Origin of the sequence: Mucilaginibacter jinjuensis, assembly GCF_028596025.1 — a bacterium.
In the GTDB taxonomy this organism is placed as follows: domain Bacteria; phylum Bacteroidota; class Bacteroidia; order Sphingobacteriales; family Sphingobacteriaceae; genus Mucilaginibacter; species Mucilaginibacter jinjuensis.
The window spans coordinates 1,274,299-1,295,821 of record NZ_CP117167.1 but is presented as its reverse complement, the minus strand read 5'-3'; the positions used below and the strand labels follow the sequence as shown (position 1 = coordinate 1,295,821).

Below are 21,523 nucleotides of genomic sequence, written 5' to 3'. Positions count from 1 at the left end.
ATTAAATAGCTTTAATCTGATAGTACTTGGGTCTGATTATTAACAGCGCGTTTGGTATCAACACTTGTAGGTTAAGTAAAATTGATTCGAAATAATTGACAAAATTATATCTTAACTTTAGGTCTGATTATAAATCTATGCAGTTAGTAAAACCTAAGTTTGTAGATCAGCAATTTCTAACAAAAATTCATTTAATTGTAATTTGAGTCGCAAATACGGATATTAATATGAGTTTTCTAGGTCGTAATCTCAAAATCGATAAAAAGTAATTTTAACTTCTTGTCATCTGAACCTAAACTCACGTTCCATCTCTTTTCCATAAAATGTAACATATCTAAACCTCGCTGGATAATATCTTCTCTTGTCCAATCTTTTTTATGAGAGACATCAACAGCATTAGCGTAGCTTGAATAGAAATCTTGTTTTTCCTCTAAACAGTTGTGTTCGTTATGTCCTTTACCAACCAAAACAAAATTCCCCAAGCTTCCAGATAAATATTTTCGTTGTTGTTGTGAAAAGTCCCTAAATGGAATTTTCCAACAGCTCATTTGTGGCTGATTTGGATAAATATGTTGGACTGTTGATAGTTCGCCCCAGGATTTTTTTATAGGATATTTATTCCTTAATGATAAATCGTATTCATACAGGAAATAACGTAAAAACTTCCAGTCAAAGTAGCCATTGGTATTGTCTCTCGCAAAAAGATCCTTAAGTTGCAATAGGAAACTATTGGCATCAAAATAACCAGTATAATCATTGTTACCGTAAATCCAATATTTGATATCGGTGATTATATCTTCTATGGAAATCTCATTATTATAAAGTTCGCTCGCTTTTGCGTTGAAATGATACGTACCTGTATTAGATCTTCTAAATGAAACATCGAATATCAAAAAAATGTAAGCCTCTACGGCTTGCAATAACTTCGATATTTTATCATCGTTGCGCTCGATTACCAGCGCCCCCATGACAAGTGGAGCGAACGACTTATACCCAAGTCGGTTTATTTTCCGTAACCAATTTCTTGTTGAAAAGGATTGAGCAAGTTCCATAGCGTGAGTATGGGATGGATTGTTCATCACAAACCATTGTGTTGCGCTCACTGATAAACTGGCAATATAAGCTTCAATTGTCTCGAAGGTTTCTTTTCCTTCTATAACGTTTTTGGATGTAAAATACCGATCAAATATATCGTTTGCATAAAATTCCGGTTCCCGTCTATCATAGCGTTTAAACATTATCCAGTGGGTTTGTAAAAACAGATCGTCTTCTAACCTGCGTTCTTTATTTAAACCGAGGTATTTATAGATTATTTTCCAGTGATAGTTAATCTGATCTCTCAGTTCCAACTTTCTTTCTATAGATTCGTCAGGTAATAGCGTAGAAATGTAAATAAGCCTGTTTTTTAATTTTTCGAGATTAGAAAGGGGTTTTCCCCGATTATTCATTGTTTCAAAAACAATGAATATATCAAGCTCTTTTTCCAACTCCTTAAAATCGAACTTCAGTTGTTTTGTAACTTTATCGAGCAAAACACCCAATTCAGCCTGGCTCATCTTTTTAGTTTTTTCCAGGAAAAAAATTTTCGCATTTAGCAGGTTATTTGTGTATACTGTCTCTTCCAGTGGTTCGGTGTCTTCGGGGCTCCTTTGCTCAAAAATTTCCTTTTTTAAAAAGTCATAACTTGGATTGTCTTTATGATATCCGAAAATGTATGACTTTTTACTAGCCATTTTATTTTCTGTGAAGATATACTTTTCGATCAGGTTCTCCTTAGTTGTATAACTAAGTTGGGTGCCCGGCGCCATTCTATCGGCAATTACCCAAATAAGAATAATGATAGTTGTAAGACGTTGTTGCCCGTCAACTATAAAATACGGAGTATCCTTTTTCCCCGTAATTAACCAAATGTCTTCAGTCCATGTTTCATATTCACTCTTCTCAACGGCCTCTACACTGATCATACCCGTGTAATGAACTTTATCGTTTTGAAGGTTGCTGAGATCCTGCCAAAAGTCATTCAAATGTGACTTTTCCCATGAATAACCACGTTGGTAATCCGGAATACGAAAAATTACACTATTGAATATATCTTTAATCGTTTTCATGTATAGACTTGTAATTTATCATTAAAAACTGATAAACATCAGCAGGAACGTTAATTTTAGGAGATAATAGGTCAAAGATATATGTTTCTATGATTTGTGCTCTCTTCCTTGGCATGGGATTCATTTGATCGCTAACCCGCTCTTCTATTTCGTAAATTCTCTCAATAGCTTTTTCAATAGAATTTATCATTCCCATTAAAAACCACATTGCATATTTTCCTCTAATGTAACAATGCGGATCATCACAGTTGTTTAACTGTGCGTCTTTTCTCATGATTTTTGAAAATGTAACTAAGCCCTCTTGACCACCACAATTCTTTACCATTATTTCACTTATAGTATCTTTTCGTAAGAGTGCTTTTACAGAACTGTTTACTGCAGGGTCTCTTATAAGTTTATTGTACTTGTATTCAGAAATTAATTCTTTTTCAAAGTATTCTAAATTATCAATCAACATAAACTCTGACATTTTGAATGAATCAAGTTCGAGATGACCGTCTTTTTCCCTATGGATCAAAATAATTCTCGTAAGTACTTTAAGTTTTTGTTGGAACAAATTATGTGCAATATTAAATTTAGTAACCAGCTTCTCTACGATATCATCGTCCATTCTAGTGAAAAGATACTCAAGTATCGCCCTGAAAGTAAATTCATTCACAAAATAGTTTTCTATGGAATAAAATTTAGTGTAAAAAAAATTACGTGCGGTAACCTGTTCTTTACCCAAAAAATCATCATAGTCCTTATCCGCAAGAAATAAAATCTTCGATCTCTTAAATCTTTTCCAATCAAACTCTCTATAAGAATCAGTTACATTAGTTTTTCCTTCCAACCTATAAAATTTAGGATTATGACCCTGATAAACAATTTTCACGGGCATGCTGTAGAAAGTGAAATCATCCAGATTTTCAACAAATAGGTGCACAGTATTAGGAAGGACCCAATAACATTGTAATAGCTTCAAATAGTTTGAAACAACAATTTTAGATTTTTCCTTTTGGAAAAAATTATTTTTAAATGAAATATTACCTTGCAAATTCATCGAGGCCATAGGTAATATTTTTGAAATTTTCCGATATTACAAATGGCGAGTGAGTGGCTACGACCAATCCACCAATTTTAAAATCTTCTATATCTGTCAAAATCATTTCTTGCCAACTCATCGATAGAGAAAGTTCTGGTTCATCGATAAATACTAGAAGTTTCTCGGGTTCATCCAATAAGTAACTGAATAAACTGATGATTTGCTTCTCACCAGAAGATAGGATATTCAGATCTCGGGAATCGAATTCCTTATACCTCAAGATTAGTTGTTTTCCGCTTTTTGAAAGTTCTAGGAACTTATTCCTTGATAAATATTTGTTGCATTTTTCTAGGAATAATTGAACTCTGGCTGGTTGTTTTTCTACTATTTGAGATATTCTGAATTGAACATCATCCATACCGAACTCAATCAGCTCCATATAAAAACTTCGTTCAGTTTTACCTTGCCACCTTTCAAAATCTCTATTTTGCCATAGAGTATCGAAGATCTTTAATAACTCATTTTCAAGCTCACTGGTTCCGCTCTCGCTTTCTTCCTTCTGCTTTTTGATACTTATATTTATTGATGGAATAGTTTGCCTCAACATTTGTTCAAGCCGTTTACTAATGTCTCCGTATAAAGAATTAAAATCTCTTTCGATCCTTCTGTAAGTCGGAAGATATAATAAGTTGCTCTGCCATTTATATCTGTCGTTATCAAACTCGTGCCGTGACAACTCAGCAATTAGAGAGTAAACAAGACTTAGCGGAACATCATACTTACTTTCGATTTCTTTCGCGACTAAATCATCGGTAAATAATTGTTGCGGGGTGTATGATACTAACTTGGTCTCAAGAAAATCCTTGTAAATAGGGTACTTTCTTACTGCTAAGTTTATAAATGATTGAGGTATCTTTTTGACATCATATTCGTCCTTGGTAAAAGAATAGGAAACATTGTCAATGGTGGCTGTTATAGCCTCAAAATCATATTCGATGAGCTTGCCCCATTGCTTCGATAGAAAGAGATACAAAAGTCTTAAAACTGTTGTTTTACCAGCGCCATTTTCCGCAACAATCACTAACCTGTTATTTTTGATTACAAGATCCCAATTCTTGGCGCCATAAAGTTTGATGATCTCAAATTTTTGTATTTCCATTTGCAATGATAGGAATAGGATGTTTTTACCGCAAGCGTTTTGATTTCATTTAATAGAAAAGTTAATAATACCATTCTCAGTTAAAATCTGTCAATTTTATGCAATTGTACAAATTACTGTTGACGTTAAGGTGTGAAAATAAACGTGCTATATTAAAACGCCCCGCATTTCTGGACATTCCGGAGCCATTGATCACCCCGTTCCTAAATAGCAAATAGTTAATTTCGTAACACTTTGAAGATATTATTTATTGATTATTAATTGCGACTTTTTTAATTGCTTAAAAACCCTGGCGCTCCAAAACGCACCGAATAGCCTAGTAAGATCTCGCGGAATATCAAAATTGATCGATAATCTATTTTGTAAACTACACTGGCTGGGGATATTTCCTTTAGAGATCGTCTTGTACTTTATAATTTTTTTGTTCCTCAAACTCATATAAATTCTACGCAATTGTCAAACGTAATAGATATAAAATCGAAAAAATAAGATTCACAAAATAGCTGCTAAATTGCTCAAGTTTTTAGAAAATTGATTCGGATCTATATCTTTTTGGGCTCCCGCTGTGAGCGAGTCCAAAGGGGAATCACCCCCCCCCCCCCCCGCAAATCAAACTACTTGCAATCCGTTTAATAGATGCAATTGCTGTATCAAGAGGTTCGAATTTTGTCCAGTCTGGGGACATGAAAATATATGGAAGCTGTTTGATTACCGTCCTGAGGCTGGGCTCGAACCAATTATTCAAAAGGCCATTTTACGCAAATCTTCAATGAAATAGTTCGAAAAATGACGAGTATGGGCTACTTGAGGGAAAAGGTTGTCTTTTCACAATCTTTTCCCTCTTTTTGTTCATAAATTGCTGTTTATCAGATGTATAATTGGAAAACATTCACTCAAAAAAAGAGTTCGATGTTGATCTCCGTCAAATGCGGTGATACTATAAAGCACATGAAGATGCGCCTTTCGGTCAAAAAGAAGTTATGTTCCATTCTCCTTGGTCATTTCCCTTTTACTTAACAGGTTTCTTTTTGGATGACCTGGCAATTTCTTTATCTGATTTTATAAGGCCCAGCCCGAAAGGATGATAGCTATATTTTATAAAATAAAAAGGCCTGATCTGTCAGGCCTTTTTATTATTAATCAATCTTCATTACTTTTATACAAAGCTATATTGATGTATAATTATTTTTTTTGTGCCAAGGCTCCATTGGCGGCTTCTATAATCAATGCGGCAACTTCAGTCGGTCTTGAAGCAAAAACAGAATGGCTGGCACCCTTTACTTCAACTTTGTGACTGTTCGCCCTTTTTGCATAAAACCGTTCCAGGTCTGGATTGATGATCCGGTCTGCATCGGCAACCATATACCAGCTTGGCTTTTTGCGCCATGCGGCATTCTGGATGACACCATGAAATACCTTGTCGCTGGTCGGTGGTTGAGAAACAGCCATGAATCGTGCCCAAGCGGGATTTAGATCTGCTGCAAAGTCCGCAGGGAAACTTGCTGGTAAAATGTAGTCGAATCCGTCAGAGCCCTTTTGTAAAGACTTATATGCTGATGGTATTTTTTTGCCCAGGTCAGCTTCATTCTCACCATTATCAGGGGCATGAGCGGCAATATACACCAGACCTGCAACATGAGGATTATTTCCCGCTTCAGTGATAATCGCCCCACCATAGCTGTGGCCGACAAGGATACAAGGGCCATCCTGCTGGTCCAAAATTCTGATCGTAGCAGCAACATCACCATCGAATGAGGTAAGCGTTTGCTGTACTACCGACACATGATAGCCTTTTTTAACCAGTATGTCGTAAACCGGTTTCCATCCTGATCCGTCGACGAAGGCACCATGGACTAAAACAATATTGTTGACTTTTTTTGTCTGTGCCTGTAATTTAGGCATTGCTGCTGTACTGATAACAAAGGCAACTAATGCTATTAGAAATTGATGTTTTGTTTTCATAGATGATTATTAACAAATCTGATTACTTTATTTTGGTTCTATATGAACCAACATTTATCTTGTAAGTTTAGTAAATTGATTCTTTACGAAAGAGCAATTCAACTGGTGGAGCATCCAAGAGACGAATTGATTTTTAGGGGTTTGAATGATTTTCATTGCTGGGGTGTTGAACTTTCTAATTTATGGTAAAGGGCGTATTCGTTACTTTTTCAGCGGCGGACCATATTTCAGCGGTAATATCGCTGTCAAGTGCCAACGGAAAGATTGTTTTACTGACCGGCGCGCCGCGCAAACCGCCGAAGCCGCCCGGTGCCCACAATTGTCCGCCTTTAACATCTGCTGATAGAGCTGCGTGAACAAAAGACCTGGCACCGTTTTTAGGAGATTGCCCCATCAACTTCATCCCGAACTTCATTAAAAAACGGGTTGTTGGAGATGGTATATTAGCGGCCAGATCAGTTCCCGCCAGACCTGGATGGGCTGTGAGGGATTTAATATTCGAACCGGAACGTTCCAGCTTTTTCTGTAATTCAATTGCGAACATGAGTACGTATAATTTGGTGATCCCGTACCATCGCATGGGGTCGGTCTTTTCTTTCCGTTCCAAAGGGTTGTGCATGTTTATATCCAGAGCTTTTACTTTTTCATATTCGTCAGAAGTAATGGTAATTATCCTGCCTGATTCATTATCCACGAATGGTAAAAGTAGATTAGTAAGGAGAAAAGGGCCAATGAAATTCGTTGCCAATTCAAAATCCCAACCATCACTGGTTCGCGACTCAGCTGCCGCCATTATACCGGCATTGTGCACCAGTATCTCTACTTTTTCGAAACGCCCGGCAACGGCCTCAGCAAATTCCCGGATCGAACGCGCATCCGAAAGATCTAATGGTAAAACATCTACTTCGGCATCGGTACTCGCCGATTTTAATTGTAAGGCAGCCTTTGCGCCCTTTATTACATCTCTGACACCAAGAACAACATGGTACCCACTGCCTACCAATTTTTGGGCTGCATAAAATCCAATCCCGGATGCGCCACCGGTCACTATAGCAGCCACTTTTTTAGTTTTCATAATGATATTTGATTATTAATTGATTTCTGCTTCTGCTTTTGCCTTAAGGCCTTCCAGCCAGATCTGGTGGTAGTTAAACATACGTTTGGGGAACAGGACCTTGCCAAGCCGGCAAAGCCAGCCGTGCTGTGTCTCTTCCGTAATGACCTTACAGCCCTCTTCATTAGGAATGATCAGCCAGGCATGATATGCTTTGATCCCGGTACCCAGTGCCAGCCAGGCGATGCGTTCATTCGGAATGTATTCTTTTACTTCCGACTGGAGTGTGTTGCCGAATGTTTTCCATTTGAATACGGAATCTTTGACCAGACGGTCACCCTTATGTCCGACCATTTCTACATTTGCAGCATTAAAGTACCAGTCTGGCCATGTAGGGGCATTGGTAAGCCAGTCCCATACTTCCTTGGGGGTAGCGTTGATCTGGATCTCGTTGTGTACGAATACCGGGCTGTTCGACGGCTCAAAACCGGCCGGAAATAGTATTTTATCGTTTTTCATTGCTTTATTTTTAAATTATTGTTGGTGTGAAATGGCTTAGTTAGAAAATTTACTGGTGATATCCTTGGCAAAAGCATATCCCTCTTTCCGAAGATGTTTTCTTAAAAAATAGCCGTTAAGGCCAACGAACCATGAGCCGATCCGCAGCAATGCATTAGGGAAATCTACGCCGATGAGGCATACCATCTCTGAGGTGCTGGCAGATATTGGCCTGATCTGCATTTCCCATGGAACCCCGACCACGGCCGGCAACCAGCGCCAGATGTAGGCCTTGGATCTTGCTGAGTAAAACTGAACGTGGGAAGGGGTATGATATTTAAGCTCGTAATGCTGTATGATCGTTTCGTTACCAATATTCTCGACGTTCACGGTGTAAAATACGCCGTCTTTAAAATGACTGCCCATCGCCTGGTGCGCATTGGAGTAAGATGCATAGTCCTGTTCAGTCATTTCGGTGACCCATTGATACAGGTCGATGCGGTTTGCCGGTAGCTCAATGGGAAAGCTGGCGGTATATCTTACGCTATTTTTCCTGTTGACGGTTTGCTGATTTGACAAGGTTGTTTTCATGATGTATTTTATGTGTTGAGTGAGTTAATAAGATTAAATGATACGGTGGTGAACAGAGATCAGTACACTGCATTCGCTGAGCTGCAGAAATTGCTTTTCGGATGGCCGGATCATTTTTATGTATTCATCCGATGTAAATACTCTGAACATCGCTTGTGCATCCCTGAACCATAGTTCTGCCGTTCCGTCAAAAGACGGTTCAGGGAGACCCGGCATGGCAACAGGTAAAGCGTGAAACTGGTCGTATTGTAAAACTTCATTCTGAACAACCGGCAATGAACTGAACAGCCGGGCATGTTCGTTCTTATAGAACCACAGGAAATCCTCGTGGCTTTGTTGCGGATTGCGTTTGAGTAAAATGGTTAACTTGATCATGCCGTTGTGCTTTGATGACACAAATGTGCGGCGGGGTCGGAAACCGGAACGTTGACTTTGGTTAAGAAATTATTTGCGCAGCAGGCGCTTGCGCAGGCGGCTTAGGGATTCGGGCTTCACGCCGAGATAAGAAGCAAGATGGAATTGGGAAACCTGGTTAAATAGTTGCGGAGATTTATTTAAGAGGAATTGGTAACGGTCCTCCGGTGAAAGGAAGAGGAGCATTTCGATGCGTTCGTTGACCTGCTTATATACGTGCTCAGCCATCAATCGTCCGAAGCGGTCCCAGACCGCCGACTTCGCGTAGATAGCTTGTACATCATCGTATTTAATAGTGAATACCTCAGAATCCTGCATGGCTTCCCAATAGTAACGAGATGGCTGCTGGCTAAGGAAACTATTGAAATCAACAAAAAATTGAGGTGCCTCTACGAACCGGCTATTGATCACGTTGCCTTCCAGGTCTACATAATACATCCGGAAGAAGCCCTTATTGAGGAAAAAAACGTGCCTGCAAACCTGACCTTCCTCTAACAGATGGGTCCGTTTTTTAACCTGTATGGTATTAAGCACCGGCTCCAGCAGACTCAGGTCCGCGTCAGACATTGGTGTGATCGATCGTATAGCGGCTTTTATGCTGTCCATCTGTCCGGTAAATTTAATAAAATTGAATTTATTAGGTCAATGACATTTCTTAACCAAAGTCAACGAATTGCGATAGGCATTGCCGTGACCTTTGGCTTATTAAAACACATAAAATCATGATCAAATTAAGTATCCTGCTAGCCAGGAAAAAAGAATTAAGCCACGAGGAGTTTGTTAATTATCACAAAACAAACCATGCGCAACTGTTTGCATCCATTCCTGTCGTAAAGGAAAACGTAAAAAAATATGTACAATGTCACTCGCTGCCGGAAAACCCTCCCGGTCTGCCAGCCCCGGTATATGACGGCATCACAGAGATCTGGCTGGACGATATGGATGCGCTTGGAAAAGTTTTCACTGATGAAAAGTACATGGAGATCATTCGCCCGGATGAAGAGAAATTCATCGATATCCATGGCTGTAGTTTCCTGATCTCTACAGAGAATGTGGTTATATAGTTATTTGCTACTTAAGGAAACAAACTATATAGTTTGTTTCCTTTTTTTTATCTATATTTTTTGATTGCCAAAACGTTACCGCTGGCGTTATGCGGTCCACTTCGGCTCCTGAGACAGGGTTCTAACCAATGAGTTAAAAAGCCATTCTTCGCATATCCTCCAAGAAATAGTTCGTAATTTGTTCATTGTGGACTACTTACATATTCAGCCTGAAACAGGATCGAACTAATTTTCGGCGTAGGACTCTACCGTTTAATGTGGATTGCCATTATTAGCAATTACGCTTTTAACGACAACAAAATTTAAAATCGGAGTAGCTGAGCTTTGGTTACACATTTTTGCTTCTTCAGCATTTGTCTTAGCAATAGAAGTCAATAATGTTAGCACCGCTTTCTGTACATCGTCAACTATACTCCAATCCTTTTCAATATAAATATCCGTAACCTTATTTGAACTGTCTATATGGTTTAACGCCATGGCAACATCATCCTTGGTCATCCTGCATTTATTACGGGCTAAACTTGCAAAACTATGCCTTGCCCAATAAAAGGTAATGGGTGACATTTTTAAGCTCTTACAAACGATTTTCATACCCTCATTAACTGCTCTGTCCAAATTTTCAAAATTTGAGTATCGCAACTTTAAAACACCAAGATATTTACTCATTAATAACTCAGCAGGTTTAATAAGTTTAATACTGATAAAAGCCCGGTCCTTTCTTCTGCCTTTTGTTTTAGCACGATTATATTCAACGCGCCCATTTACAATATTCCCTTTCTTTAAACTAAATAAATCGACCGCATTCATACCACACATATAAAAAGATAACATGAACAGATCTCTTGCCAGCTCCGATCTGCTACCGGGCACTGCTTTAAAGTCACGAATTCGAATTATCTGTTCAACAGACAAGTTTCTCTTTCTCGTTTCGGGAGCATCGACAATTCTGTAATTATCAAATGGACAGTACGGGATAGGATTATCGCCAATTCGAGGTTTATTATAAAATTTCATTGCAGCTTTAAACAATACCCTCAAATCACGGAGATGATTATGAATTCCAGCATCGCTCATTCCCTTAACCTTTCTTGTAACCGGCTTATTAAATTGATTTAATCGGGTAATTTCCCTGACGCCTCTTAAATATTTCTCATACCTTGTCAGCATTTGTTCGTCAATTTCCATTGGCGATAAAGCATCTCGCTGGAAGTAATCAATTAAACTCAAGACGACAGTTTGCATGGTCTTCGCAGACCCGTTCCGATTATCCTTAATTAGATCTTGAATATAACCCTTCGAAAATTTAATAAAATCAATGATTTGATTTTTGTCCCGCAGGTAATCTCTAAGCGAATCAGCAGTAAACAAATCAAGCTTTTCTCCTAAATGGCTAATTCTAAGCCGGTAGTCATCCAACAATTTATTCACAATCTTTCTTACAAAGGGATCTTTGATTGTAAGCTTAGTTGTCAATTGTCTTTCAGTTACAAAATGCGGGGTATCAAAATATTTCTTTTCCCGTTTGTGTGTAACTCTGATTTTCACATTGTAAGTACCATCTGCTTTTTTGTGGTGCTTTAAAATTTTAACATCAACAGTTGCCATAAATTCTACGTTACGACGAAAAGTTCTGTACCACATTTGTACCACACTTTACGTCAAGTTCAACAAATTATTATGGAAAAGCTGACAGAACAGAGTTGTACCTACCAGATGACTAAAGTCTAAAACGGCCTAATTTAATCTAAAAAGGCCTTTTCAGTTAAGAAAAAGCCTTTTTAATTTTGTGGTACCAACTGGGATCGAACCAGTGACACAAGGATTTTCAGTCGGATGCTAACCAATCACAAGTAACAGTAAATCAGCTACTTTGCAGCAAATTATTTTTGATTGACAATTATTGGTCAATTTTTTTTAAATATTTGCGAGCGACAATTTTTAAGAACGGACAACGACTTATTTCTAATTGAAGCTTATTCAAATGTCGGCAAAAAACGTAAAAATTGCAAGGCTGACGTTCAACAGATCGCTTAAGAATAAAAAATCTTAAAAAAAACAGATAATAAATAGTTATCTGTTGTTCGTTTAATATTAACATTACCGCGGCACTGCAAGATTATTGCTTGGTTGCCGCTTGGATGTTATATATCTGACTTTAATAAAACAGCATTCACACCATATTCGTCACATTGTGAATTATAATTATGATGCAAACTTTAAGACCATCGCGTTAATTGATTATAACCGAGTCCACAGCAACATCACGCTCAGGTTTTATGTACTAATCAGGATATTTGAAAGTTCAAAGAACCAATTAAAGTGACTAACTTTTAAGACTTTTTATTTTATCCAAAGTGTCAACCGAGAGTTTAGTCACCTCGAGTAATCCGGCAGAATACAACAGGGCGTCTCTGATATTTTTCCTGCCTATTCCGGAAGCTTGGATGGTGTTTTTACTAAAATCGTATTGGTCGATATTTGTGAAATATCGTCTGAATGTTGATTCGTCAGCATTGGGATTGACTTCCAAAATCCGCTTTAGAAAATCGAAGAGTGCTTGAACTCCCACGGTTTTAAATATATATGATTTGGAATCGAATTTGTTCCATACAGTTTTTTTTGCGACAACCAGAAAATCAAAAACTTTTTTAAAAATTTCATCATCGCTTTTGTCGAGATATAGTTGCCTAAGAGGTGACTTATCGCTTTTGAATTTTTCAACCATAGACCTCGACCTTTTACCCCAGATATTCTCCTGTGCCATTTCAACTCGATCTCTTTTCGGTTTTGAGCTTATTAAATTTAAGATGCCATCTACAACTGTCGCTGTAGAAACCATCCACTGGGATTGTTCGGTAAATATCTCTTTCTGTAAGTCTTGAGACATCTTGGGCGCGATTCGGATATGCCCTTTTAACGGACTATCTTTGAAATTTAACTGTCTTACAAAATACACCGCTAATTTTTCGGGTGTCCATGAATGCTGTGGTTCATCTTCTACATTAAAGCCAAATTGCTCTAAGGCTAAACTCTTGTCTACCTTTTTTTGGTTACCGTTTATCGTCGCAAATAAATACGCTTGATAAGAATTGGGTAAATCGAAAAAGATTGAACAGGGTAACTCAACTTGCAAACGTGTATTGTCGGTTATATAGTCAAAACCTTTAAGCCGGTGCTGACCATCAATTATTGCCGCCAACTTTTTGTCGGTCGGAACAATTATTTCATAATGATTACCTTCGATTTGATTGTAATACCATCTGTCATTACTATTTTCGATTAACTCCCCCTCTTCATTATAATTAACGGCTAAAATTATGGAGTTAGGAAAGGATAATTCTACTGAATCGATGTACCTACCGATTTCTTTTAAACGTCGATCATCGATCTTTCGTTGACTACCCTGAAGCTTTCCACTTTCATCATAGTATTGAAGTTCTTCTGAAAAAGCAATTATCCTTAGCGAGGCGGCATTTAACCCTGTTATAAAAAAATCACCCAGCGGTTGAGTAATTTTTATTGCATTTATTTTTAAAAAACTCATTTGATTTGTCCTCCCATAGCGGCAAATTGATCTTCATGCGGTGATCGTAGTTTAACGTATAACCAAGCTATCCAAGCGATAACAGCAACAATCTTCGCATAGTAAATCGCGTCGCACAATTGATTAAATTTTAAGAAATAAATGCTTTGATAAACAATATAACCACAACCGGCTATGACTATAATTATCAGCAGAAATTCAATTGAATGGTTTGAATATGACGAGCTATTTAAGAAATGTAGTATACGGTCGATAACAGCTATCATAAAAATACTCAAAGAGTATGTTAAAATGTTACCTGGAAGTGTGTGCCAAGTAGCAGCAGATGCAGCCCCTAAATCGTGCCTATCAATTGCAAATGGAAGCCAAATACCAATGGAACTTAACCCGACAATTGTTATAAGAAAGTACAACAACATTATTATAATTTTTCTCATTCTCCCTTCATTATTTCTTTCAAAATTATTATTCTTCTCCTTGAAGAATTAAATCTATTGCGTTAGTGTAAATCGGTAACTCTTCCACTTCTACACCAATCTTTTTCTCGATCATAAAATTGACGATCTCCATGCCGTCGATCAGGACGATCGGGACTTTCCCAACGAGGAAAGCTGCCTCTTTCGCGTCCTTTGTAAATGTAGAGGTCGTAAATAAAATCCCTTGCTGATAATCCCAGGGCATATTGCCCCGGAACTCCGCGACTTGCCCTCTGCGGATCGGCGTTTCGGCGTAGCGTTTACATTGGAATGCCACCTTCACATAGGACAAACCTATCTTAAAATTGCCATAGCCGTCGATGCCACCATCCCGGCTCTTCTTAGTTACCACAACATCGCTGAACCCATAAGCGACCAGGAGATGCCTGCAAAAGCTTTCAAAGGAATGAGACTCAATGGATTTAAGCGAGATCAGTAAATGTTGTTTAAAATCCGTTAGGTATTGGTTATGTATTCCCTTGAGATGTTCAAAGCTATTTACCTCCGATTCAACCGTTGCCCGCCCTTCAGTGCCGATTTCAATTTTGCCAATTAGCCAGTATCGACCGTCATCGAGGGTAACATACAATTTCTTGGGACTTGAGGTCGGAAAGTCGAGGGATTTGCTGTGCCGCCGAAGCGCCGTTCTTACAACCTGTTCCGGCGTGGCTGTATTGAATAGGTACAGTTTGTCCTCTTTTATCCGCAAGTAAACTTCCTTAACGCGCAGAGGTCTTCCTTCCCGCTTAAAAGCTTCTTTGATAGCCTCGTTAATGGTGGCTGGCTTTTTCATTATTTAGGTTAGGTAAATTATTCCAGCGTTTACCAGATTATCAAAATCGTCAGGTGTAAAACCGTTGTTCGATGTCGTAAATTCACAAATATAAAACTTGTAGTCTTTCCGAAGTTTATTACGATACATTTTTTGCTCATCGCGCTTTGATAACCTTATTTTATGCAAAAGCTCTTTTATCTCAAGAGCCTGCACAGCGATGAACGATCGCTTACCTTTTGTTTCCATCTTAACATCTATATTAGGTTGAATTGATTAAGCTTGAAAATACGCATTTAATTGAATAAGAAAATCTTCAAAAGAAATATTATCTCTCCAAATACGCCGGCTGACATAAACTGATTCCGATTTTTCTTCAAAGATTACTTTTACATCCGCCCCTGAATCCAAGCTTAAGATACCTGAATTCCATTTGTCGATCGAGTCACCTATGTCATAACCAATTGTTGCTACAAAGCGGGCATGCTGCATAAAATACTCGGTGGTAACTGGGCTGTCATCTTCTGGGCGGGAAAGGACACAAAGTGCATAACAATCCTTTTCCTTCACAGCAGTGCTTCCCTGGAGAATCGACATATTGACATTCTCTTTGCCCGCATCCACACTCTTAATCTCGATCGCATATTCCCTTCCATTCGCCAGGATCACAAAGTCCTTACCAATATCAGGATTGAGGATTTCAAAAGTCACGTCACTCACATCCAAGGCTTGTGTAAATGCTTTTTCCGCAGCTCTGCCAATCGTCTTCCAGCGAACAATCTGTTGACTGGCTGCAATCAGCTCTTTTGCTTTTGCCAATAGTTTTTGGGCACCGACTTCCGTTGCTGCGGCCTCTAATAGTTTTAGCTCGTCAACGGTCAGATTAATTTTGGCGATTTCCGCAATATCATCCATGCTTTTACCCGAAGCGCGTATATCCATGATCTGTTTACTAAATCCGTCGCCAAGCGCTAAAATGTATAAGGATGGTCGCTTGGCAGCAAAGGAGCGTAGATAGGTCCCGGAACGGTCGAATTGTTCAAACCACTCATCGAGCTTTAAAAACATTTCGTTTAGCTCACCATCTTTTTTGACTTTGCTCTCAATATTACTATCTGTAAATATGCGGTCGATTTCCTTGGCCAGCTCTTCCACATCTTTTTCCTTAATATCTTCTGAGCGCAACCTGGAGTCTACCAAAAACTCTCGCGGATCACCGTGCCCTGTATTTTCTTTATAAATATCTTTGATCGTATCGGTAAAGAATCGGGCGTCCAATTCCCTAAATATCGATTCTTGGTAAGGCTTAAACGCGTCTGACTGAACAGCGATGATTTTTCTCTTTAATATTGGCTCTTTCACATCCTCTCCAAGACCAAATACAAAGTCGATAAATTTTGTAAGCCATGCAAACCCAACTTTAAAATCACCATCAAAGTACTTGGTAATAAATGCACTTGGTTTCGCTTCCATTTCGATTAAAGCGCAAATATATTTCACCGCCCACACTTCCGCAGACCGCCAATAATTCTCATAATTAACGCTAACCGTTTTTTTTTCCGGCATCAAATCTGGTAATAACTGCTGAGCGATATCAAACCAGGTATCCCTACGAAAGGCCCGGTCGCTTCTAAAAAGGCAGCAGACGTGAAAGATAGATTTAACCTGATTGTCAGATGCCGTATCTATCACCAGCTCGCTGATCATGGTACTGTTTAAATCTTTAAAAAAGCCGTCCAAGTCAAAAGTCTTTATTCCGGTTACAATACCAACTCTTTCGTCTAGAAACTCCTTTTCCAATGGCCGGCCCAAACCAGCCGCCACTTTTTTGAATTCCTTATCGATTACTGGATGAATGACAACAGCTTCGCGTGTACAGAAGTCACTGGCCTCGTTCGGATAAATCGCAAACGTTTCGCCCATATAGCTCAGGCCACTGTTATCAAGAAAAGTATACAGTTTTTTTAACCACTCAAAGGAAGTATCATTTTTCAGATCAAGTGTTGCTGGTACAAGTTTTAGTAACTCCTCCACGGTAAATATAATACCGGCAGGCCACTGTTCAGTACTCTGCTCGATGATCTTTCCCCAGTGCATGCTACTACTTTTAATTGGAATAAATTCTGGAATTAAGGCTGACGCCAGGTCATAAAATTCTTCATGAAAATTAACATCATTTAAAATAAACTTGGCCTCAGCGATTTTTTTAGGTACTCCAGCGCAAGTGACAACCACCGGCTTTTCCAGAATCGCAGTGCGGATCTTTGTTTGGATTTCGTCTGCATACCATTGCGGATCATGGAAGATTTCCAAAAACTGCGGCAAACCACTTTTTGCAAATAAATAGGTACCGTCCATCTCCGCATTGATGATAGCCTCCATGAAAGCCAGGTATTTATTCAAAAAATCAGTCAGCGCGGTTCTGTTTTTTTCAGCGATGGGATCGGGTTCATCTTTGGCCGCCAGCCTTGTACGAATGGCATCTCTTAATTCGGTCGGCTGGAAATTCAAATGCTGAATAAAGACAGGTAGGTTAAAGCCCTCAGTACCTATCAATGGGAATTCTTTAAACAGGATCGCCTCGCCCTCTATCGGTAACAACCTAAATCCTTCAACTTTCTTTACGGCCGGAACACCGAAGATCACATGATCGTCTTTGGTATATAGCAAGCCATGATCCCCCTCCACTGAAACAAACCGCACATGATCAATCTCCGTTGCTTCATCAGACACTTTATACTTCCGTTCACCGGAAGGTGCGCCGATCGTAACACTGCTGATTTTTGGATTGATCAACAGTAAAAAGGCAAGATTTCGTTGCAAATGTAAAACGCCATTTTCGGCGTAAATGTAGGTTTCAGGTTTGAGTTGATACGTAAAGGAATGCCACCGGTCAGAGATTGCGACAGCTGGACTATTGGCAACGGCCGATATATCCAAAAAGGAATCCTGTAACGCTTGTTGCATAGCTCCAAGCGCCTGGCTTTCCTCGAGCCGGGCCGCCGTCCGGTCGATTGCAATCGTAAAATACCGTTCGCCTGCCGGGTTTTCATGCACGCCTGAAACGGTTAATTTCTTGTTCAATACATGTGTCGTTACAAAACCGGTCCCATACTTTCCCGTGGTTCCATCTTCGCCACCGAGGGATTTTGTCGAGGTCTTGTAAAGTATCGCCAGCAAATGCTTCGTTTTAAAAGAGGTACCGTTATGCTTAAACACCAGCTTATCAGGGGTCAAGATGATATGGATATCAATGCCTTCAGGACCAGCAACATCTCTTGCATTTTGTAAGAGCTCCCATATCCAGCGCGTCCGCTTTTCTTTGGGCACTGTGTAAATCTTTTGTACATCGTGGATAATATCTCTCGCTTCGCTTTCTGAGCGTTGCTGTTCACGGGCCGAAGTAGCCTCATCAAGGACTTGAAGTAGTGTATCTGTCATATCAGTTTAGGTTAGATAAATTGAATTTGAAGGTATGACATTTATTGGAGTTTTGCATAACTAGTTACGCCAATAGCATCATTAACTTTTCCTTTTATTTCAAAATTGCTTAATCATTTCCCGTAGGCTAACAGATAGTTATTTGTGGCAGTACTGCCACGATTTTTTTATCGCTTCAATAACAAATTGCAGTGGCTATGATCAGGGAAAAACATCAGGCTTATTTTAAGGCTTTAGGACTGCACTTACAGCAGATCAGAAAACAACAAAGGTTGAGTCAGCAGGAGCTGGCGAACCGCTGCGAAGTGGACCGGGCCAAGATAAGCTCGATCGAAACGGCTAGTGAGGACTTTGTATTGACCACGCTTCTGGAGCTTGCCGATGCACTTGAGGTTGATCCAAAAGAGCTGCTGGACTTTAATTTATAATTTTTTTCTCTTTCTCATTTCCAAATGCGGGTTTTCATGCCCGTATTATTTTGAAAGCAGGCTGATCGGCTTCAGGCTCATTAGCAACATGCTTCGGAACGTAAGTAAAAATCGGTTGTGTTCTTCGGACCACAGCAAAAATTGAAAATTTATGGAAAAAGAAAAAGTCCCGGACATTTACGTCCAAGAGGCTTCCCATCTGTATGATTGGGAAACCTATGCGATGCTGCAAAAGAAGTGCAGCGCAACTACAGACAACTTTACTGGCGAAACGATGGAATACGCGCTGGACAGGTTATTGAACCGTCCGCAGCGTAAGGCAACTGCTGAGCAATTAGCTAAAGACTTGGTTTCTGAAGGACGCAAACGTCTGAAAAAATTCCGCACACACATTTCCGTGCACCGTGAGGTCTTGCCGGATGAGGTGAGGAATTTGCGAGTGACTGAAGAGGTTCCGACAATGCGGCTCGGCGAGGTCTTGGTTATCATCCAAAGTTTTTTCAGCTCGCTTACCAGGAAACAGCTGACCACGCTCCAGCTATGGCTCGATGAAGAAGGCTTTAATGAGAACATCATCAGCCTGAGCCTTGGGGTCAGCCTCCGCCAGTTCTATAATATAAAGAAAAGCATCCATAACCGCATCATGAAGGATGAGCGCCTAAAGACGGCTTTTCAGCTGGCCATCGAGCATTTTATGTTCAGCAAGGCTGATTTTATGGCACTTATACCGGGAGGTAGCCTATGAACGCTGTCCGTCAATTATTTATCCAGGGGAAAACGAAGGTTTTCCCCTATAAAGAGGTGTTCCTGAATCTGATCCCGGCGCGCATGATCGGCGCTTACCTCTTATTTAATGAGGGTAAGGTGATTTATTGCGGGCGAAGCGATACTGATCTGCGCCGCCGCTTAAGGTACCATAACTACCGCCCAGCGGCAACACATTTTACGTTTTACCCGTGCCGGACACCTATACTAAGCTACCTATTGGAGAAACGCCTATATCAGCGGCACTTACCAGCACTCAATTTTAATTACCCGGCTTACCCGGGTGGCTACGGCCAACAGGACACGACTATTTTATTACCATTATTTAAAAAAAATTAAGCATATGAATACCAAAAGTAACAGCGCAGAACTGATTAAAGTAGATACCGCGCTAAATAGTTTCCGCGACAGCGGCTTTTCCATAGAAGACGCTGTAGGCGAATATTGTGATAACTCTATCCAAGCCTCGGCTACCGAGTTCCGGGTAATTATGAAAACGGACCAGCTGGGAAAAAAGAACTCGACCAAACGGGCTGAGTACATCGCCATAGCCGATAATGGCAGCGGTATACCCGAAACCTTGCTGCCGAGCACTTTGACGTTGGGTTTTGGTACGAGATTGGGAGACCGTAGCGGGATAGGAAAATATGGCGTGGGCTTTAAATTGGCCACGCTGAATCAAGGTAAGCGACTAACAGTCTATACCAAACCACGTTTTTTATCGGCCACATCACATACCGATGAGGATACGGGTAAAGTGACCTGGACATATGCCGACCCGAATACGGCGGGGGAGATATTTAAGACATATCTCGACCTGGAGGAGATTATGGCCGGGACACAGGAGAGCTACGAATCAGAAACGGTTGAAGAGTTCCCAGAAGAGTATCGTAATTTGATGAGGGATCAACAAGGTAATGTCTATGAAAGTGGCACTCTTTTTATTATCGAAAAGCTCGACAGGTTCAATGAAAAGAAGAGCTTTGCAGAGGATGTTGAAACCAAATTTAATGAACTAAATTATTTCCTGGCCCGCGCCTTCCGTTATTATATTGATAGCGGGCTCAAAATATATGTCGGAGAACGTCAAGACATATCACTTAGAGCTTATGACCCTTCTTTTCGTTTAGAAAACAATTACTGGGACTGGATTTTTGGCGGCCGAAATGAAGAAGAAAGGAAAAAGGCAGCAGACATATGCGCACGCTTAGGTGTTGATACTTCTTTTAAAGGTAAATTAGGCGAGGTCGGAGAATTTAATATTGACGGTCACAAAGTCGAATGGAGCGTTATTTTAACTCCTGAAATTACGCGATTGAAAAAGTATATGGCTGGTGAACATTTTTACGAAAAAGGTGATAAATATTTTATAGGTAAATTAAAGATTCCTGACAATGAAGGTAAGGTTGGCTTTTTAAGACAGAACCGGGAGATAAGTTATACAGGGGTACCTAAATTATTTCCAAGTGGAACACTGGATATTGATCGCTATATCGCTGTGACGGTTTCATTCCCCGCAGAACTGGATGAATATTTTCAAGTAAAACATATTAAGCGGGGTGCTGAACCTGTGGATAAGTTGCGCAATAAGATCAGAGAAAGTATTCAAAAACCTATTGCCGCGGCACGGAAAGAAATTCAAGAGCTTTGGTTAAAAACTAGTGAGAAAGATCAGACGGCCCCGAGTGCTGGAGGCGACTTCAGTGGTGGTCGCAAAGCAGCGATTGATGAGGCCAGAGATGCCGATAAAACCTTACCAAAAGGTTCCGCTGGCTCAACAGTATCTCCGGCTGAAGAATTGAATGAACTTAAAAAAATCGCTGAGGAAAAAGGGATTACCGATCCAAAAGAACAAGCAATCTTCGCAGAGGATGCACGTAAGTCTCCAATCATTGCGGTGGAAAGGAGCTGGCCGGGTAAGGGCTTAATTGACATTAAACACCTGACCAACACTGTAGTGGTATACCTGAACAGCAATCACCCTTTTATTAAAAAGGTTTATCTGCCTTTAAAAAATGCCGCAGCGAATAGTGAACTGCCCGCATCTATGCGGACGGCTTTATCCAACGCAGCAGACGGCATTGATTTGCTGTTCTTTGCATACGCCAAGGCAGAAAACCAAAGTATGGATCCCGATGAAGATTTCGGTATGCTGCGAGAAGACTGGGGTAAGTTTGCTTCGAGCTATCTTAAAAAGATGGCAGAGGTTGATGTAAGATAATG

20 protein-coding genes are annotated in these 21,523 nt (G+C 39.9%); 5 read left to right on the top strand and 15 right to left on the bottom strand.

Annotated features, from left to right (window positions below):
• Positions 1 to 236: 236 nt before the first annotated feature.
• The 9 genes from PQO05_RS06025 to PQO05_RS05985 all read right to left on the bottom strand — a co-directional run bounded on the left by PQO05_RS06025 (position 237) and on the right by PQO05_RS05985 (position 9,416).
• On the bottom strand, positions 237 to 2,108 hold the full coding sequence (locus PQO05_RS06025; RefSeq protein ID WP_273631795.1) for a DUF262 domain-containing protein: 1,872 nt from the start codon (positions 2,106 to 2,108) through the stop codon (positions 237 to 239).
• Positions 2,095 to 3,159, bottom strand: coding sequence for a DUF4435 domain-containing protein (locus PQO05_RS06020; protein WP_273631793.1), 1,065 nt, complete (start codon positions 3,157 to 3,159; stop codon positions 2,095 to 2,097). The genes PQO05_RS06025 and PQO05_RS06020 overlap by 14 nt, the downstream gene beginning before the upstream one ends.
• Positions 3,134 to 4,291: an AAA family ATPase gene (locus PQO05_RS06015; RefSeq protein WP_273631791.1), complete on the bottom strand. Its 1,158-nt coding sequence runs from the start codon at positions 4,289 to 4,291 to the stop codon at positions 3,134 to 3,136. Before PQO05_RS06015 ends, PQO05_RS06020 begins: the two co-directional genes overlap by 26 nt.
• A 1,182-nt stretch (positions 4,292 to 5,473) precedes the next feature.
• Positions 5,474 to 6,253, bottom strand: coding sequence for an alpha/beta fold hydrolase (locus tag PQO05_RS06010; RefSeq protein WP_273631790.1), 780 nt, complete (start codon positions 6,251 to 6,253; stop codon positions 5,474 to 5,476).
• Positions 6,254 to 6,428: 175 nt separating this feature from the next.
• Entirely contained in the window at positions 6,429 to 7,328 is a 900-nt protein-coding gene (locus PQO05_RS06005) for an SDR family NAD(P)-dependent oxidoreductase (RefSeq protein WP_273631788.1), read from the bottom strand.
• A gap of 15 nt (positions 7,329 to 7,343) precedes the next feature.
• On the bottom strand, positions 7,344 to 7,826 hold the full coding sequence (locus tag PQO05_RS06000; protein WP_273631786.1) for an SRPBCC domain-containing protein: 483 nt from the start codon (positions 7,824 to 7,826) through the stop codon (positions 7,344 to 7,346).
• Positions 7,827 to 7,862: 36 nt separating this feature from the next.
• On the bottom strand, positions 7,863 to 8,396 hold the full coding sequence (locus tag PQO05_RS05995; protein WP_273631784.1) for a hypothetical protein: 534 nt from the start codon (positions 8,394 to 8,396) through the stop codon (positions 7,863 to 7,865).
• 33 nt (positions 8,397 to 8,429) lie between these two features.
• The gene (locus PQO05_RS05990; protein WP_273631782.1) at positions 8,430 to 8,771 is read right to left on the bottom strand and encodes an EthD domain-containing protein; all 342 of its coding nucleotides are present in this window, start codon (positions 8,769 to 8,771) and stop codon (positions 8,430 to 8,432) included.
• A 69-nt stretch (positions 8,772 to 8,840) separates the two neighbouring features.
• A complete protein-coding gene (locus PQO05_RS05985) occupies positions 8,841 to 9,416 on the bottom strand; it encodes a Crp/Fnr family transcriptional regulator (protein WP_273631780.1) in 576 nt (191 codons plus the stop codon).
• A gap of 116 nt (positions 9,417 to 9,532) precedes the next feature.
• On the opposite strand from PQO05_RS05985, the gene PQO05_RS05980 reads away from it, so the two are divergent.
• On the top strand, positions 9,533 to 9,874 hold the full coding sequence (locus PQO05_RS05980) for an EthD domain-containing protein (RefSeq protein WP_273631778.1): 342 nt from the start codon (positions 9,533 to 9,535) through the stop codon (positions 9,872 to 9,874).
• Between the two features lie 252 nt (positions 9,875 to 10,126).
• Here the strand turns inward: PQO05_RS05980 and PQO05_RS05975 are convergent, their stop codons facing one another.
• The 6 genes from PQO05_RS05975 to PQO05_RS05950 form a co-directional block, all read right to left on the bottom strand.
• Positions 10,127 to 11,479: a tyrosine-type recombinase/integrase gene (locus tag PQO05_RS05975; protein WP_273631777.1), complete on the bottom strand. Its 1,353-nt coding sequence runs from the start codon at positions 11,477 to 11,479 to the stop codon at positions 10,127 to 10,129.
• Positions 11,480 to 12,197: 718 nt separating this feature from the next.
• Positions 12,198 to 13,418 (bottom strand): DGQHR domain-containing protein, encoded by a 1,221-nt coding sequence (locus PQO05_RS05970; RefSeq protein ID WP_273631775.1) that lies wholly within the window; start codon positions 13,416 to 13,418, stop codon positions 12,198 to 12,200.
• Positions 13,415 to 13,855, bottom strand: a complete 441-nt coding sequence (locus PQO05_RS05965; protein ID WP_273631773.1) for a hypothetical protein — start codon at positions 13,853 to 13,855, stop codon at positions 13,415 to 13,417. Before PQO05_RS05965 ends, PQO05_RS05970 begins: the two co-directional genes overlap by 4 nt.
• 28 nt (positions 13,856 to 13,883) lie before the next feature.
• Complete coding sequence (locus tag PQO05_RS05960; protein ID WP_273631772.1) at positions 13,884 to 14,687, bottom strand: restriction endonuclease; 804 nt, start codon at positions 14,685 to 14,687, stop codon at positions 13,884 to 13,886.
• 3 nt (positions 14,688 to 14,690) lie between these two features.
• Complete coding sequence (locus PQO05_RS05955; RefSeq protein ID WP_273631771.1) at positions 14,691 to 14,915, bottom strand: hypothetical protein; 225 nt, start codon at positions 14,913 to 14,915, stop codon at positions 14,691 to 14,693.
• 27 nt (positions 14,916 to 14,942) lie between these two features.
• Entirely contained in the window at positions 14,943 to 18,107 is a 3,165-nt protein-coding gene (locus PQO05_RS05950; RefSeq protein WP_273631769.1) for a sacsin N-terminal ATP-binding-like domain-containing protein, read from the bottom strand.
• 197 nt (positions 18,108 to 18,304) lie between these two features.
• Here PQO05_RS05950 and PQO05_RS05945 point away from each other — a divergent pair, with 197 nt between their 5' ends.
• The 4 genes from PQO05_RS05945 to PQO05_RS05930 all read left to right on the top strand — a co-directional run bounded on the left by PQO05_RS05945 (position 18,305) and on the right by PQO05_RS05930 (position 21,521).
• Positions 18,305 to 18,535, top strand: coding sequence for a helix-turn-helix domain-containing protein (locus PQO05_RS05945; protein ID WP_273631768.1), 231 nt, complete (start codon positions 18,305 to 18,307; stop codon positions 18,533 to 18,535).
• A 151-nt stretch (positions 18,536 to 18,686) separates the two neighbouring features.
• Complete coding sequence (locus PQO05_RS05940) at positions 18,687 to 19,280, top strand: hypothetical protein (protein ID WP_273631767.1); 594 nt, start codon at positions 18,687 to 18,689, stop codon at positions 19,278 to 19,280.
• Positions 19,277 to 19,639: a GIY-YIG nuclease family protein gene (locus tag PQO05_RS05935; protein WP_273631766.1), complete on the top strand. Its 363-nt coding sequence runs from the start codon at positions 19,277 to 19,279 to the stop codon at positions 19,637 to 19,639. Before PQO05_RS05940 ends, PQO05_RS05935 begins: the two co-directional genes overlap by 4 nt.
• Positions 19,640 to 19,643: 4 nt before the next feature.
• Positions 19,644 to 21,521, top strand: coding sequence for an ATP-binding protein (locus PQO05_RS05930; protein WP_273631765.1), 1,878 nt, complete (start codon positions 19,644 to 19,646; stop codon positions 21,519 to 21,521).
• Positions 21,522 to 21,523 lie beyond the last annotated feature (2 nt).